General features: G+C 44.5%; 6 protein-coding genes, 2 tRNA genes, 2 rRNA genes and 1 pseudogene. 7 read left to right on the forward strand and 4 right to left on the reverse strand.

Annotated elements, in window-relative coordinates:
- Positions 1-22: 22 nt before the first annotated feature.
- The gene (locus BACINT_RS08465) at positions 23-949 is read right to left on the reverse strand and encodes a DUF5106 domain-containing protein (RefSeq protein ID WP_007662223.1); all 927 of its coding nucleotides are present in this window, start codon (positions 947-949) and stop codon (positions 23-25) included.
- Between the two features lie 119 nt (positions 950-1,068).
- On the opposite strand from BACINT_RS08465, the pseudogene BACINT_RS23620 reads away from it, so the two are divergent.
- A pseudogene (locus BACINT_RS23620) lies at positions 1,069-1,987 on the forward strand (MATE family efflux transporter).
- 161 nt (positions 1,988-2,148) lie between these two features.
- On the opposite strand, the gene BACINT_RS08480 reads toward BACINT_RS23620, so the two are convergent.
- The 3 genes from BACINT_RS08480 to BACINT_RS08490 form a co-directional block, all read right to left on the reverse strand.
- A complete protein-coding gene (locus tag BACINT_RS08480) occupies positions 2,149-3,699 on the reverse strand; it encodes a RagB/SusD family nutrient uptake outer membrane protein (RefSeq protein WP_007662226.1) in 1,551 nt (516 codons plus the stop codon).
- 17 nt (positions 3,700-3,716) lie between these two features.
- Entirely contained in the window at positions 3,717-6,989 is a 3,273-nt protein-coding gene (locus tag BACINT_RS08485) for a SusC/RagA family TonB-linked outer membrane protein (RefSeq protein ID WP_007662227.1), read from the reverse strand.
- A gap of 371 nt (positions 6,990-7,360) precedes the next feature.
- Positions 7,361-7,999, reverse strand: a complete 639-nt coding sequence (locus BACINT_RS08490; protein WP_007662229.1) for an HU family DNA-binding protein — start codon at positions 7,997-7,999, stop codon at positions 7,361-7,363.
- Between the two features lie 336 nt (positions 8,000-8,335).
- Between BACINT_RS08490 and BACINT_RS08495 the strand changes: the two genes are divergently transcribed.
- From BACINT_RS08495 to BACINT_RS08520, 6 genes are all read left to right on the forward strand, one after another.
- Entirely contained in the window at positions 8,336-9,643 is a 1,308-nt protein-coding gene (locus BACINT_RS08495) for a VapE domain-containing protein (protein ID WP_007662230.1), read from the forward strand.
- A gap of 417 nt (positions 9,644-10,060) precedes the next feature.
- Positions 10,061-10,549: a hypothetical protein gene (locus BACINT_RS08500; RefSeq protein WP_007662231.1), complete on the forward strand. Its 489-nt coding sequence runs from the start codon at positions 10,061-10,063 to the stop codon at positions 10,547-10,549.
- A 1,002-nt stretch (positions 10,550-11,551) separates the two neighbouring features.
- Positions 11,552-13,074, forward strand: a 16S ribosomal RNA gene (locus BACINT_RS08505).
- Between the two features lie 168 nt (positions 13,075-13,242).
- Positions 13,243-13,316 (forward strand) — tRNA-Ile (locus tag BACINT_RS08510).
- A 31-nt stretch (positions 13,317-13,347) separates the two neighbouring features.
- Positions 13,348-13,421: transfer RNA gene (locus tag BACINT_RS08515), tRNA-Ala, on the forward strand.
- Positions 13,422-13,520: 99 nt separating this feature from the next.
- Positions 13,521-16,403: ribosomal RNA gene (locus BACINT_RS08520) — 23S ribosomal RNA — on the forward strand.
- The 16S and 23S rRNA genes sit together here with 2 tRNA genes alongside, the layout of an rRNA operon.
- The last annotated feature ends 29 nt before the right edge of the window (positions 16,404-16,432 follow it).

Here is a 16,432-nt window from a genome sequence, read left to right on the forward strand (position 1 = left end):
GTGATCACTCACCACTAATCACTTATTGCAGGTACTGGTCGATCTGCGCCACCGTTGCATCTTTCAACAATACTTTCTTGTCTTTATCCAGCAGATACAGGGTAGGTATTGCTTTCAGATCATACAGATTCTTTTCCTTTATGACGAGTTTTTTATCATACCCGTTTATCCATTCTTTTGGGAAATCCGGTAAGTGTCTTTCCCATTCTTCCTTATCTTCATCCGGATAAACAGCCAGTATCTTTAAGTTTCCTGCGGCAAACTCATTATTGATGGCGGGTGCCTGTTTCAAGGCTTCTATACCTTCTTCACAAGCATGGCATCCCGGATTGTTGATAAACAGCAGCGTATATTTTGCTTTCACTCCGTAGAGCGTACCGCCTTTCCCGGACAGCAATGTATAGGTGAAATCTTTTGCCGGCCTTCCGATGCGATTCTGTTCTGCCAGTTCCCTGCGTCCTTGCGGAAGTATTTTCTCCGTATCATTCAACACCTTGCTTTCCAGCATGGCATCCAGCACCGGAATGTAAAGTTCCTCATTCCGCATCGGAGAGTTCGGGTCATACAAATACTTTTCAGCTAAGTCTGTATAATAGAAGAGTACTACTTTCTTTTGATCTGCCATCTTATACATCTGCTTTATGGCAGCTATCGCAGTAGTGTCCGGAACTACCTTCATAATATCTATAAAGTCCACCCACGCTTGTTCCGTAACATCCGGCAGATTAATATAAGTGGTATCGGTAAAATCCATATTGTCCCAGTAGTGCCGTACCAGATAATCTGCACGCAATTCGGGGGTATTCAGCATGGCTGGTATAATGGGAAGCGTGAATTTTTTCACGGTGTCTGCCTGAAGTGTTGTTCCCTTGTTGTCATTTGCTTTCCGGCTGCCGCATGAGGCACACAGAATCAGGAACAGGAAGAAAATGTTGAGATAAGTTTTCATAATTCAGCTACTTATATATTGAAAGACAAAGATAATGCAAATGTTTTAATTACCATTTGTTAAGTATCAACAAATTAATGAAACCTACCTTTGCACCGCTTTTTTAAAAACAATGAGATATGCAAAGGGATAATTTGGACTTCAAAAACATGAGTGTGAGTAAGTTGTTTACAAAACAACTTTTCCCCACGTTGCTGGGTATGGTATCATCCGCATTGTTCACTGTTGTCGACGGGATATTCGTAGGACGCGGAATAGGTAGTGATGCTATTGCCGCGGTGAATATTGCGGCGCCTATTTTTATGATAGCGGCCGGGTTGGGACTGATGTTCGGTATGGGCGGAGGAATTCTTGCTTCCATTAATCTGTCTCGTGGCAAATTGGTGGTCGCCAATATCAATGTTACGCAGTCAATCGTTATGCTGACGATTGTCAGTATCATTATGGGAATACTGTTTTGTTTGCTATCTGTTTCCTATTATTTTCATGGTGTTCAATGCTATGGTTCAGTCGGCACAACCCATTGTTAGCTACAATTATGGTTGCGGACAGTTATTGCGGTCCAATAAGGCGTTGCGTTTATGCATCATTTCTGCTGTTGTGTTCGCTTTGCTGATTAGCGGAGTGTTTGTCTGTTTCTCCGGCGATATCGTTTCCTTATTCTTGCCGGATCGGACGAGCCATGCCTGGCAGTATGCGGTTGCCGGTCTGCCTCTGTTTGCTGTCGATTACATTTTCTTCGGGATCAATGTAATCACAATAGGATACTATACCAGTATTGAACGTATTAATCTGGCGATGAGGCTTACACTGCTGCGTGGTATCTTGCCGGTTTTGTTCTTCTTTATACTGCCTGCATGGTTCGGCGTGACGGGAATCTGGCTTGCGGTGGTGGCGGGAGATATTACTACAACAGTGGTTATCGTATTTTTGAATTTGAAAGATAAAAATAGCAAGAAAGGAACAAGTAATGTTGATGATCATTTTCGTGAGGTAACGAAAATGATAGAAATAGGGAAGAGGAGTGTATCAAAATAAAGATTAGAACACAAATTACACGAATTATACAAATAATGTTTTCTTATACTTTTGATAATCAGAGCTTATCTGATTTTAAATTTGCGTTATTTGTGTAATTTGCGTTCTTTTATTCAGTTTTGACACATTCCCTTCCGCTTACTGTCAGAGAGAGTTTATGCTTATTCTATATATGAAGAAAGTGCATCATTATAATCGACTTCTTTGGCCGGGAATACCCAAGTCCACTGATTGTTGTCCGAAGGTTGGATGGTTATAGCAAACTGTACATGGAAACTGCCTTCCGGATATGCCTTGCGCACGATCGGCTCTTTCCAGCGTTTGTAGTCGAACCAGTCGAAACCTTCGCCCCAGAGCTCTATCCTGCGATACAGTTTCACTTCTTGTAGCAGGTTATCTCCTGTTTTCGTACAGGTATAGGCGGGGTTGCGGCCTGAATCCTTATTCAGGGCAACCAGTAATTTTTGTGTTTCTGCATCCTTGCCGCCTATGTGGCAGTTGGCTTCGGCTTCAATCAGATACATCTCTGCCGAACGGAAATTATTCAATTGCCCTATACCCGGTTGGTCGGCACATAATATTTTGAACTGCATATAGGCAAAGATATAACTGGTGCTATAAATTTTGTCGGCATAATCTTTCATAGCCCGATCATACAGGGCACCTTTCGAAGCCCGTCCGGTAGATGTGGTATATGTTTCACCTTCTTTGGGCCCCAGAAACATGTTCTTACGTACATCGGTTTCAGGAATCTGATCGTACAGTTCTTTGCTGATGGAACATGCGTAAGTTCTGCAAATGCTGGCGCTGGAGTTGCTGCCCTGATAGGCAAAGAATGAATAATAGTGTAAATTCTGGTCCGTAGCATTGTAACTGCTCCATATCCATTCTTGGTTAGGGGTATTAAAACCGCCATCCACATATTCGGAGTTTGTCATTAACGGATAATTGGCACGTGCCAATACTGCATAGCGTGCAGCGGTTGCCCAGTCTTCACGAGTCAGGGCCGCACGGGCATAGGTGGCATAAGCCACATCCAGGTTCGGACTGTAATTGTCCCCGCTCGCGCGGTCCAGTTCCGATGCTGTGAAATTGGAGATAGCCTCATTCAAATCTTCATAAATTCGGCCGTAAACTTCTGCCAGTGTAGAAGTTGGCAGCTCACCCGTACTCAGGTCTATGCGCAGGGGAAGTCCGCGGCTGGAACCATTATTACTGTCGCACCAGCGATGACAATAGAGTTGGCTCAGCATCATATAGCTGTATGCTCTGAATGTCAGTGCCTGAGCTTTTATAAACTGCTTTTCTTCATTGCTACCGCTGGCATTGTCTATGTTTTCAATGATGGCATTGGCATTACCTATCAGCTTATAATAGTAGAACCAGGGGTAATAACAATAACTTGAAGTATTTCTTTCGTGATAAAGCGAATTGATGATGGAAGACCATCCGGTCAGGTTTGATTTCTGAAAATCGTTTCCCGGATAGTTGCCATACCACGTCTTGATAGTTCCTTCGCCATTGAATCCTTGTGAACTGAGATATTGGTTGACCATTAACCTGCAAATACCATTTATTGCGAGTTTGGCATTCTGAGTGGTTTCAAAGATAGTGGCCGTACCCGTAGATGATTGGGGTACAGTATCCAGATAGTTGCTGCCGCACGAGGCCAACAGAACTGTGAGTCCTAATGTGTATAATATCTTTTTCATAAGTGAGCGTTTTATTATTATAGTTTAATGTTGATACCAACGGAGAATACTCTCGGAGTTACCAGATAGTTGTATTGCGAACCGCCGAATGATTGCTGGGGATTCATGCCCTGGCGGGCTGTGAATGTCCATAAGTTCTCGCAGTTTGCGCTCACGCTTATTCCCTGCAGGTCCAGTCGTTTCACAAAGGAAGCCGGTAGCCGGTAGCTCAGTGTGAGGTTTTTAACTACTAAATAGTCCGAACTGACAAGCCATCTGGAAGAAGCGGAATTATTGTTCGCACTCATCATGCTGTTTATCTGAGGAATACCATCTATCCAGATGCGGTCTGCCGAGTTTTCTGACATTCCCTCGGGAGCCGCTTTCCAGGCATTCATAATGTCGGAGTGGAAGTTGCCGGGTGAAGTGCCTGTAGTCATTAACGAACGGTATACCCCATCATAGGTTTGACCTCCCAACGAGTAGGTGAACAAGGCGGAGAAAGTAAGTGATTTGTAAGATACCGTACCGGTAAAGCTGCCGTAGACTTTGGGTAGTGCCGAACCGTGGAATTCTTTCAGGGCGTAAGTCGTGTTGTTGGTATAATAAGTGCCGTTGATGGAAGTCAGGCTTTCATTGTCGCTGATGTCAGTACCTTCTGCATTTCCCAATTTGCTGCCATCGGGCAGTGTGATGAAATAGTCTTCCATATTGAGTGTGTACAGGGAGTTACCGGTGAGTTGATCGACACCGACATAAGTCGGCAGGAAGAACTCATAACGGCTTTTACCTTCTACTATCTTGTAGTTTCCCGATATGATCCCATCCTTATTTTGTTCAGGCAGCTTCACAATCTTGTTCTTGACGAATGTGGCATTCGTTGCAAAGTTCACTTTCCATTTCTTATCTTTGTAGATATCGATGTCCGTATTGATTTCGAAACCTTTATTGGAGATGGTTCCCAGATTCTTTGCAATGGTGGCCTGTGCGGATGTGGTGGAAGTGGCTCCTGCTGACAACGGCAGATAAACATCGAACAAAAGATCCTTGTTCCGTTTGTCAAAATACTCAAGACTAATGTTCCAGCGGTTGAACAAACGGCCTTCAAGTGCTATACCATAAGCCTCTCCGGTCTCCCACTTCAGATCGAGAGCTTCGTTCTGAGATAAATAATATGCCCCGATGTTTGCATTCTGGCTACCGGCATAAAGTCCCATGTAGCCATAATATCCGGTTCCGGCATCATTTCCCACTTGTCCGTAATTGGCGCGGAACTTCAAAGAGTTTATCCAGGTGAGAGATTGCATGAAGTCCTCTTCTGATATAATCCAGTTTGCACCGATGCTACCGAAGTTACCCCAGCGGTTCTGTTTGGAGAAGCGGGATGAACCGTCACGGCGGAACGAAACTTCCAGATTGTATTTCTCGGCGTAGTTGTAGCGGATACGTCCCAGGTAGCTTTCTGTACGATAGTCTGTCTCGTAGCCGGTCAGGCTGGTAATATCTGTGAAGTTCGATAGATTCGGCTTTCCGGCAAATGTCTCGGTCGTCTTGAATGCATACTCATAATCATAATTGTTGGAGTAGTTTTCGTGTGCTGCCAGTACATCTATGTAGTGTTTGCCATATACATGATTCCAGTTCAGTTGCTGCTGGAAGTTATAATTCTTATAGCGGTAAGTCACTCGCTTGGTACGTCCGTTGTTTCCTTTACCGTCACCGATAGTGGCATTGTCGTAAGAGGTCTGCTCGGAGTTTCGCACGTTGAGGTCGCCTTTCACTGTGAATGTGAAGTCGTTCAGGAACTTGACATCTGCAAAAGCGATAGCTTGCAGTGTGTTGCGTATGGTTTTGTCCGTACTCAATTCGTTTTCCCAGATTACATGACGGTCTACATATTGGTTACGGGTAGAGATCGTTACTCCCTCGTCATCTTTATAGTATCCCGGATCGTACTGTTTGTTGTTCAGGGCATCCAGGCGATAAGAACCATCGGCATTATGCAGATGCACGGGATAGATGGGGGCTATCTGACGACAATACATAAATGCATTGGTATATCCAGCGTCACTGTCCCCATTGGTTGCATGAGAATTTTGGTGCGTGCCGGATAGGTTAATGCCTGCCTTGAACCATTTTTTAGGGGTGAAGCTCATGGAGGTACGGGCTGAGATACGATTGAAATCCGAGTTTGTCACATAACCTTTCTCATCCAGATAGCCGATGGAAAAGTAATAGTTACTCTTTTCGTTGGCGGTATTTCCGCTAAAGGAATATTCCTGCCGGTATCCATTGCGGATGGCATCCGAATACCAGTCAAGGTCATCGGCATATCCCGGAAGGATTTGTGCATCCGAAACCAGATTACCATTCGCGTCGAACAAAGCATTGTCCGCCTTATTATATATATTAAGATATAGTTGTTCCGAAATCAGATTTTCCGACGCATACTTGGCCGCAGTGGCTGCATCATCACCTGCAGACATACGTGCATTCTTCAGGTTTTGCCAACTTGCTTCCATAAATTGGTTAGGCGAGGTACGTTTATACTCTTTGATACCGCGTGAATAGACTCCTTGGTTGATTTTTAGGTCGAAACTGATTTTGTTGGAAGTCCCTTTTCTTGTGCTGATCAGAATCACACCGTTTGATGCGCGGTTACCGTATAGTGCGGCTGAAGCTGCATCTTTCAGAACTGAAATGCTCTCTATATCGGCCGGGTTTATATCCGAAATATTTCCTCCGAAAGGAACACCGTCTACCACATAAAGCGGAGTGCTCGAACCGTTTACAGTTCCGATACCGCGAATGCGGATCGACGGATCACTACCCGGTGCACCGTAAGTACTATTAATCTGTACGCCCGATGTCGTTCCTTCCAATGCTGAAGTTACGCTGGAGGTTGGTCGCATTTCAATCTGATCCTGATTGACGGATGAAATGGCTCCTGTCAGCGATGATTTTTTTGCTGTACCGTAGGCTACTGTTACAATCACTTCATCCAACATCTGAGAATCGTTTGACATGATGATTCTGAGTTGAGGCTTGATTGCAACTTCCTGCGTTTTCATGCCAACAAACGAGATAATTAAGGTTCTGGCATCATTGGGGACATTGGTGAGTGTAAACTCTCCGTTTACGTTGGTAATCACTCCTTGCGAGAATCCTTTCACCAGAATAGATGCACCAACCACTGGTTCATTGCCTTCTTCTGAAATCACGACTCCGGTTACTTTGGAGACTTGGGCCAATGTTGCACTTGTCCATAAAAACAGATAGGCCAGCATGATAAATAGTAGTTTCCTTTTCATAAGCTCTCTTTTTAAAATTAGTATTTTTATTTCTTGAGTTCTTGCAGTACTTAAACATGAATAACATCATTAGAGAGCTTCGAATGGTATGAGTTGTATTATCACCTAATATAAATAAATAAATCGTATATCAGAAGTAAATAAACATTTGCATTTTAACGTTTGATTTGTTTGTTTTTTAATATTTATTTATATCTTTGCGCTAATCATAACACTAAGTACTGCAAGAACTTAGCTGTCATTTATTTGTTGAATTTTGTGGGCTTGTTTGAATATAAATAGAGAAAAGTAAAGCCCCCTTCCACACGGCTGTATTCCCTTATTCATCGGGGTTTGCGTGTGGAAGGGGGCTTTTGCTCCTTATTTTACTTTTATCTTGTTACTATTTTGTCTTTGCTTACTCCGTAGTATCCTGTCACGGGTACATATATCGGTTGCATTTGTCGTCCGATGTTTTCTATTTTTCCTTCTGCTTTTAGTCGTCTCAGGTGTTCCATTGCCTTTGATTTCATGAAACCACATATATGCTGGAAGTCCAGGCGTGTCATCAGTTGATGTTCGGCAAAGTATTCCTTCAGTCGCATGTCTATCTCCACGTCCGATAGCTTGCTGGAGTGCCCGCTATGCTTGAAATTCTTCAGTTTAACATTGCCTATCTCGTTCTTCAACGCTTGGTCGGCGCGAAACTTGATGCCCTTCAGTTTCACTTTCTCATTTTTTCGTTTCGTTTCCATTGTGATTCCTTCCTCGCATTTCAGTGTAGGATGGAAGTATCCGATGCCGTCCAGATGTACTTGTCGTCCTTCCGCCAATTCTTCTCCCATTATATGCGATAGTGCATCGAGCACTGCCGACACATCCGTCTCTGTCAGCGAACTGCGTGCCTGTATTTTGTGGCGGATTTCGTCTGTTCCTACTTTTCCATTGAGGGTGATGCGTGCATGGATTGTTTTTGGGTCCGTTTGATCGTTAGGTACCGGATTCTCATACCATTCAAAAAGTATAGCCATTGTTTGTCGTTTTATAGGTAGATAATGGTGCAAATGTACCATTTATATATAGGAAGAGCAAATTTTAGATAAAGCATCTGGTAGTGTTGATAGTTGTTGGCAGATCTCTTGACAGATGTCGGTAAATATGTTGACGATAGAAAACAAGATGGTTGACGGCTGTCAACACTATCAGATGCTTTATCTAAAACATGACAATACTATATGTATAATGTCAACAAACTATATGTATTTAGTTAGCGGCATTAATTTGTAACAAACCACTCAAAATACTTGCAAAAGGTATATCTGTGATGCTAACTTCGTGGCAGCAATCACTAAACTAACAATTAAATTATGAAGACAAAATTTATGCAATTCATTGTTTCTCTTTGGGAAGGCTGGGGAGAAGTGAAGCAAGTAGTAGAAAATCAGCCGGAAACGACTCCTTTAGCAGCTAACCCTGTTGCGGAGCTTGTGAAGTCCTCGCCGGTCAGTCTGACGGATCGAGTAAACCGCTTCCTGCAATCCGCTTATGATTTCCGTCATAATCTGTTGACGGAAGAAACCGAATTCCGTCCGGCGGGTAAAGTGGGAGAGGGGTTCTCATCTGTTGGAAAGCGGGAACTGAATACTTTTTGCCTTGAGGCCCATGCACGGGGAATTGCATGTTGGGACAAGGATATCAGCCGTTATCTTTATTCCACTTGTGTTCCTGCTTATCATCCTTTCCTTCTTTATATGGATGAACTTCCTGCCTGGGATGGAGTGGATCGTCTTGAAGCGCTTGCCCGCCGTGTATCTTCCAATCCGTTGTGGATGAAGGATTTCCATATCTGGATATTGGCCCTCACTGCACAATGGCTGGGAATGACGGGAAAGCATGCCAACAGCGTGGCGCCTATTCTTATCAGTGCGGAGCAAGGGTGTTTAAAGTCTACCTTTTGTAAAAGTCTGATGCCTGAAACTCTGGCTCGTTACTATTCAGATGAAGTGGAACTGACTTCAAAGGGAAATGTTACCCGTAAAATGTCGGAAATGGGATTGCTGAATCTTGATGAGTTTGATAAATATCCTACTTCTAAAATGCCCTTATTGAAGAATCTGATGCAGATGGCGAACCTGAATCTTTGCAAAGCCTATCAAAGGAACTATCGCAACTTGCCACGTATTGCTTCTTTTATCGGTACGAGCAATCGTTTTGATTTGCTTTCCGACCCTACAGGGAGCCGCCGTTTTCTTTGTGTGGAAGTGAAAGGGAAGATAGATTGCTCGCATATCGAGCATAAACAAATCTATGCCCAGTTGAAACATGAACTTCTGGAAGGAGTCCGGTATTGGTTTACAGCGGAAGAAGAGTCTGAGTTGAAGGAATATAATAAGAAATTTCAGCGGCGCAGTATGATGGAGGAAATTCTTTATGCTTGTTTTCGCCCTGCCATGACTGAAGATAAGGATGAAATGGTACAACGCCTTTCTGCTGCTGATATTTTCAAAGTTCTGAAAAAGCAGAATCTGGCAGCTATGCGTGGAGTTAATCCGAATGCGTTTGCTCAACAGTTAGCTCCTTTAGGGTTTCCCCGCTCGCGGAGTCGTTACGGGAATTACTATTCGGTAGTTGCCTTGCCTGAAAATACCCTTCCACCCGCTAACCTTGATAAATAGGGCGTTTCACGAGTGTGGAGGGGTGAAAATGTTTATAATAAAGACATTTAAAAGAACAGTGAGTTTAAGGAGTAGTTAGACAGATACTTAGCATTCTGGGGCATGTTTTTTTCTGTTTAATTCGAAACAAATAATAGTTTTTGTTGTTGAATGTGAAAAAAAAGACATATCTTTGTGACTGAACTAATTGACATGATGATATCTTAATATATAGTCATGTCCTCTTCCGGAACGGTCTAAATGTGGCAATTTAATTGGTACCCGGATGAGCGTAGCCTGTATCAGTCTTTGGTACGGGCTTACTCGTCCTGTGTCAAGGGTGCGCCACATACCTGACTGTTGGGATTGGTAGGGCCCCGTACCTCTAATATACATTAGCCGTATAGGGTTGATTTTAAACTTATAATCAAACACTATATGGCTAATTGGCTTTCTATGCAATCGACAGCCGAAAAATACGGCATACCTGAAGAACAAATCCGTGAATGGATTAGACTCGATTATGTGACGTACTCTTCTTTTTTTAAAAGAGATCCTTGTGATGACCCCAATCCGATGGTGGATACTGATGAACTTGATAAAGTTCTTGAATCGAATTCCATTAAGTCTTGTCCTGATGATGAAACCATTGAGCGAGTTCCTAAAGGCCATTTAGACTGGCTTTATCAGGAAAATGCCCGATTGGCAAAAATCAATGACGACTTGAGAGAAGAGATTTATTCGCATGTTCAGTGGGAGAAAGAGTTAAATGATGATTTTACTAAGATAACAGAGCTTGCAAACAAGGTTATATCCTTGCATCGCCAAATAATCATGGATTATGAAGGTCTATTAAACGCTAAAATGGGAATTAGGTCTTTTTTACGTTATCTGTTTCTTTTTAAAAAGAATAAATACCTCACCTAACCAGTGGATTTCATTTTTTTTAATCCTTTTCATCTCTTGAATACGGAGCCCGTGATGAGCTCCGTATTCTTTTTTATAGTTCTCTCTTTAATTTATATCTCCTATAACAATGCTATCTTAATTCTTCTTCATTGTTGGAATTGTTCTCCCCCGATAACGGAGGAATTGGAAGGGGTGGAGTGTCCTTTAAGGGGATATGGTAGGTAAAACAATGACTGAGTACCTTTTCTCCCTTCTCGCGTGCACGTATATATATAATGTGTACCCTTCCGTGCCCGCCCACACTTTCTTTCAAAAATATGTTCTACAACATCCTTATCAATCAACGAGTTACAAAATTGTTTCAAAAAACATGCGAAAAAATGATAGATATATTTGGAGTGAATGGATATATGCGCTACTTTTGCACCCGCTTTCCAAGAGACGGAAAGCCTTGCAATTGACATTCTGACAGAAACGGCGTAAGAACTCTGACGTTTTTCTTTCCTTTTGCCTTAATTCCAACCAAGAATGCGGCGGTCGAAAAGAAATTTGAAAAAAAAAAAACTTCCGAAACATTTGGAGGTTATGTGATAAAGTTCTTACCTTTGCACCCGCTTTCCGAAAGGAATGCAATCGACGATTGACTTGCTGATTAAGAAACCGGTTTGCTAAGAACTCCTTTCTCTTCTTCTTTTACCTCCCTTTCGCAAAGAGAGACGACGAGAAAAAGAAAAAAGAAAAAAAACTTCCGAAATTATTTGGAGTATATGCTTAAAAGTTCTTACCTTTGCATCCGCTTTCTGAAAAGAAAATCAGTTTAAAAAAGAAGCGATCTTTGAAGAATTTACATAAACAATACAAGTAGTACAAGAGCAAGGTTACTGCATTTTTGGAGTAATCTTGGGTATAAAAAAAGAACCGTCAAGTAACTTATATATATAGGTAATTTGAAAACTTTTAATAGACCGAGCGTCCTGAACAGAGCAAGAATCGGTAGCAATACCGACTAACAATACTTTTACAATGAAGAGTTTGATCCTGGCTCAGGATGAACGCTAGCTACAGGCTTAACACATGCAAGTCGAGGGGCAGCATGACCTAGCAATAGGTTGATGGCGACCGGCGCACGGGTGAGTAACACGTATCCAACCTGCCGATTATTCCGGGATAGCCTTTCGAAAGAAAGATTAATACTGGATAGCATAACGAGAAGGCATCTTCTTGTTATTAAAGAATTTCGATAATCGATGGGGATGCGTTCCATTAGTTTGTTGGCGGGGTAACGGCCCACCAAGACATCGATGGATAGGGGTTCTGAGAGGAAGGTCCCCCACATTGGAACTGAGACACGGTCCAAACTCCTACGGGAGGCAGCAGTGAGGAATATTGGTCAATGGACGAGAGTCTGAACCAGCCAAGTAGCGTGAAGGATGACTGCCCTATGGGTTGTAAACTTCTTTTATATGGGAATAAAGTGAGCCACGTGTGGCTTTTTGTATGTACCATACGAATAAGGATCGGCTAACTCCGTGCCAGCAGCCGCGGTAATACGGAGGATCCAAGCGTTATCCGGATTTATTGGGTTTAAAGGGAGCGTAGGCGGATTATTAAGTCAGTTGTGAAAGTTTGCGGCTCAACCGTAAAATTGCAGTTGATACTGGTAGTCTTGAGTGCAGCAGAGGTAGGCGGAATTCGTGGTGTAGCGGTGAAATGCTTAGATATCACGAAGAACTCCGATTGCGAAGGCAGCTTACTGGACTGTAACTGACGCTGATGCTCGAAAGTGTGGGTATCAAACAGGATTAGATACCCTGGTAGTCCACACAGTAAACGATGAATACTCGCTGTTTGCGATATACAGCAAGCGGCCAAGCGAAAGCATTAAGTATTCCACCTGGGGAGTACGCCGGCAACGGTGAAACTCAAAGGAATTGACGGGGGCCCGCACAAGCGGAGGAACATGTGGTTTAATTCGATGATACGCGAGGAACCTTACCCGGGCTTAAATTGCAACTGACGGATTTGGAAACAGATCTTCCTTCGGGCAGTTGTGAAGGTGCTGCATGGTTGTCGTCAGCTCGTGCCGTGAGGTGTCGGCTTAAGTGCCATAACGAGCGCAACCCTTATCTTTAGTTACTAACAGGTCATGCTGAGGACTCTAGAGAGACTGCCGTCGTAAGATGTGAGGAAGGTGGGGATGACGTCAAATCAGCACGGCCCTTACGTCCGGGGCTACACACGTGTTACAATGGGGGGTACAGAAGGCAGCTACACAGCGATGTGATGCTAATCCCAAAAGCCTCTCTCAGTTCGGATTGGAGTCTGCAACCCGACTCCATGAAGCTGGATTCGCTAGTAATCGCGCATCAGCCACGGCGCGGTGAATACGTTCCCGGGCCTTGTACACACCGCCCGTCAAGCCATGAAAGCCGGGGGTACCTGAAGTACGTAACCGCAAGGAGCGTCCTAGGGTAAAACTGGTAATTGGGGCTAAGTCGTAACAAGGTAGCCGTACCGGAAGGTGCGGCTGGAACACCTCCTTTCTGGAGCGACGCTCAGAGTATAATGAGGCGCAAGCCAAGTATTAGATTTTAAAAGTTGGTTCTTTAAGTCATGCTACCATAAGAACCTCTTGGACTACGAGTAATTGTTTATTTAAACATATAAATGAGAAAGAAGAAGCCGAGCCGCAAGGCGAGGTTGAACTCGACAGTCCTATAGCTCAGTTGGTTAGAGCGCTACACTGATAATGTAGAGGTCGGCAGTTCAACTCTGCCTGGGACTACGCAGTTGGCAATCTGTTGGTTGCTTACTTCGGGGGATTAGCTCAGCTGGCTAGAGCACCTGCTTTGCACGCAGGGGGTCAACGGTTCGAATCCGTTATTCTCCACTCTACCTTTTAGAGGTAAACGTTCTTTGACATGATGTACAAAAAAAGTAAAGTTATAACAAGCTGAAAGTATATATCGAGCCATACGGCTAGGTAAGACTAAAAGTAAGCAAGGGCGCATGGCGGATGCCTTGGCTCTCGGAGGCGATGAAGGACGTGATAAGCTGCGATAAGCCGCGGGTAGGTGCAAATGACCTTTGATCCGCGGATTTCCGAATGGGACAACCCAATATCTTGAAGAGGTATTATCCTACTAAGTAGGAGGCAAACGCAGGGAACTGAAACATCTTAGTACCTGTAGGAAGAGAAAATAAATAATGATTCCCCTAGTAGTGGCGAGCGAACGGGGAACAGCCCAAACCATATGTGTTACGGCATGTATGGGGTTGTAGGACCACGTCGTGGGACGACAGTTAGTGAGTAGAATGATCTGGAAAGTTCAGTCATAGACGGTGATAACCCGGTATACGAAGCTAACTTAACCCTAGTGGTATCCTGAGTAGCGCGGGACACGAGAAATCTTGCGTGAATCTGCCGGGACCATCCGGTAAGGCTAAATACTCCCGAGAGACCGATAGCGAACCAGTACTGTGAAGGAAAGGTGAAAAGCACTTCGAACAGAAGAGTGAAATAGTCCCTGAAACCATGCGCCTACAAGCGGTCGGAGCAGCTTTATGCTGTGACGGCGTGCCTTTTGCATAATGAACCTACGAGTTACTTTTTCCGGCAAGGTTAAGGATCTTGAGATCCGCAGCCGAAGCGAAAGCGAGTCTGAACAGGGCGGATAGTCGGAAGGAGTAGACGCGAAACCAAGTGATCTACCCTTGGCCAGGTTGAAGGACAGGTAACACTGTCTGGAGGACCGAACCGATAAGCGTTGAAAAGCTTCCGGATGAGCTGAGGGTGGGGGTGAAAGGCTAATCAAACTTGGAGATAGCTCGTACTCCCCGAAATGCATTTAGGTGCAGCCTTGATTTATACTAATATGAGGTAGAGCGACTGATAAGATGCGAGGGCTTCGCCGCCTATCAAGTCTTGACAAACTCCGAATGCGTATTAGTTCTATATCAGGAGTGAGGGCATGGGTGCTAAGGTCCATGTCCTAAAGGAGAACAATCCGGACCATCAGCTAAGGTCCCGAAATAACCACTAAGTTGATCTAACGAAGTCAGATTGCTAAGACAGCTAGGATGTTGGCTTGGAAGCAGCCATTCATTTAAAGAGTGCGTAACAGCTCACTAGTCGAGGAGTTTGGCGTGGATAATAATCGGGCATAAGTGGTTTACCGAAGCTATGGGATGTTTAATACATCGGTAGGGGAGCATTCCACTCCGCGTCGAAGGTGAAGCGTGAGCTTTGCTGGAGCGTGTGGAAAAGCAAATGTAGGTATAAGTAACGATAAAGGGGGTGAGAAACCCCCTCGCCGAAAGACTAAGGTTTCCTGATCAACGCTAATCGGATCAGGGTTAGTCGGGTCCTAAGGCTCAGCCGAACGGTGAGGCCGATGGCAGAACAGGTTAATATTCCTGTACTACCTTAAAGAGTGACGTGGAGACGGAGGCGTGACAGTGCCGCGGACTGACGGAATAGTCCGTTGAAGGGTGTAGATGTTGATCGGGGTAGGCAAATCCGCTCCGAGAGTCGAACCTGATAGTATGGAGCGTTCTTCGGAACAATCCAATAGCGCATGTAATCATACTCCCAAGAAAATCCGCTAAACTTAATCTTTAAGGTACCCGTACCGTAAACGGACACACGTAGTCGGGTTGAATATACTAAGGCGCTTGAGTGATTCACGGTTAAGGAACTAGGCAAATTGACCCTGTAACTTCGGGATAAAGGGTCCCCACTGTAAGGTGGGGCGCAGAGAATCGGTCCAGGCAACTGTTTAACAAAAACACAGGGCTGTGCAAAATTGAAAGATGAAGTATACAGCCTGACACCTGCCCGGTGCTGGAAGGTTAAGAGGAGATGTCATCGCAAGAGAAGCATTGAATTGAAGCCCCAGTAAACGGCGGCCGTAACTATAACGGTCCTAAGGTAGCGAAATTCCTTGTCGGGTAAGTTCCGACCTGCACGAATGGTGTAATGATCTGGACACTGTCTCAACCGTGAGCTCAGTGAAATTGTAGTATCGGTGAAGATGCCGATTACCCGCGATGGGACGAAAAGACCCCGTGAACCTTTACTATAGCTTAACATTGAATTTGGGTAATTGATGTGTAGGATAGGCCGGAGGCTTTGAAGCAGGTACGCCAGTATTTGTGGAGCCGCTGTTGAAATACGGCCCTTTGGTTATTTGAGTTCTAACTCGTGATACGAGGACACTGTTTGGTGGGTAGTTTGACTGGGGTGGTCGCCTCCAAAAACGTAACGGAGGCTTCTAAAGGTGCCCTCACGACGATTGGTAACCGTCGGCAGAGTGTAATGGCATAAGGGCGCTTGACTGGGAGACTTACAAGTCGATCAGGTAGGAAACTAGAGCATAGTGATCCGGTGTTTCTGTATGGAAAGGACATCGCTCAAAGGATAAAAGGTACTCCGGGGATAACAGGCTGATCCCTCCCAAGAGCTCATATCGACGGAGGGGTTTGGCACCTCGATGTCGGCTCGTCACATCCTGGGGCTGGAGAAGGTCCCAAGGGTTGGGCTGTTCGCCCATTAAAGTGGCACGCGAGCTGGGTTCAGAACGTCGTGAGACAGTTCGGTCTCTATCTATCGTGGGCGTATGAAATTTGCGTGGCTCTGACACTAGTACGAGAGGACCGTGTTGGACTGACCTCTGGTTTACCAGTTGTGCCGCCAGGTGCATTGCTGGGTATCTAAGTCGGGATTGGATAAGTGCTGAAAGCATCTAAGTACGAAGCCAGCCACAAGATTAGATTTCTTAGGGTCGTCAAAGACGATGACGTTGATAGGATGCAGGTGTACAGGTGGTAACATCATAGCCGAGCATTACTAATTGCCCGTTCACTTTTGGTCCTTGCCTTGTATGGCGGATATATACGTTC

The organism is Bacteroides intestinalis DSM 17393, assembly GCF_000172175.1.
Classification (GTDB): Bacteria; Bacteroidota; Bacteroidia; order Bacteroidales; family Bacteroidaceae; genus Bacteroides; species Bacteroides intestinalis.

Excerpts from the sequence above, each read along its gene's own strand:
- BACINT_RS08485 (WP_007662227.1), bottom strand. The coding sequence starts at position 6,989 with ATGAAAAGGAAACTACTATTTATCATGCTGGCCTATCTGTTTTTATGG.
- BACINT_RS08480 (WP_007662226.1), bottom strand. The coding sequence starts at position 3,699 with ATGAAAAAGATATTATACACATTAGGACTCACAGTTCTGTTGGCCTCG.
- BACINT_RS08490 (WP_007662229.1), bottom strand. The coding sequence starts at position 7,999 with ATGGCTATACTTTTTGAATGGTATGAGAATCCGGTACCTAACGATCAA.
- BACINT_RS08500 (WP_007662231.1), top strand. The coding sequence starts at position 10,061 with ATGGCTAATTGGCTTTCTATGCAATCGACAGCCGAAAAATACGGCATA.
- BACINT_RS08465 (WP_007662223.1), bottom strand. The coding sequence starts at position 949 with ATGAAAACTTATCTCAACATTTTCTTCCTGTTCCTGATTCTGTGTGCC.
- BACINT_RS08495 (WP_007662230.1), top strand. The coding sequence starts at position 8,336 with ATGAAGACAAAATTTATGCAATTCATTGTTTCTCTTTGGGAAGGCTGG.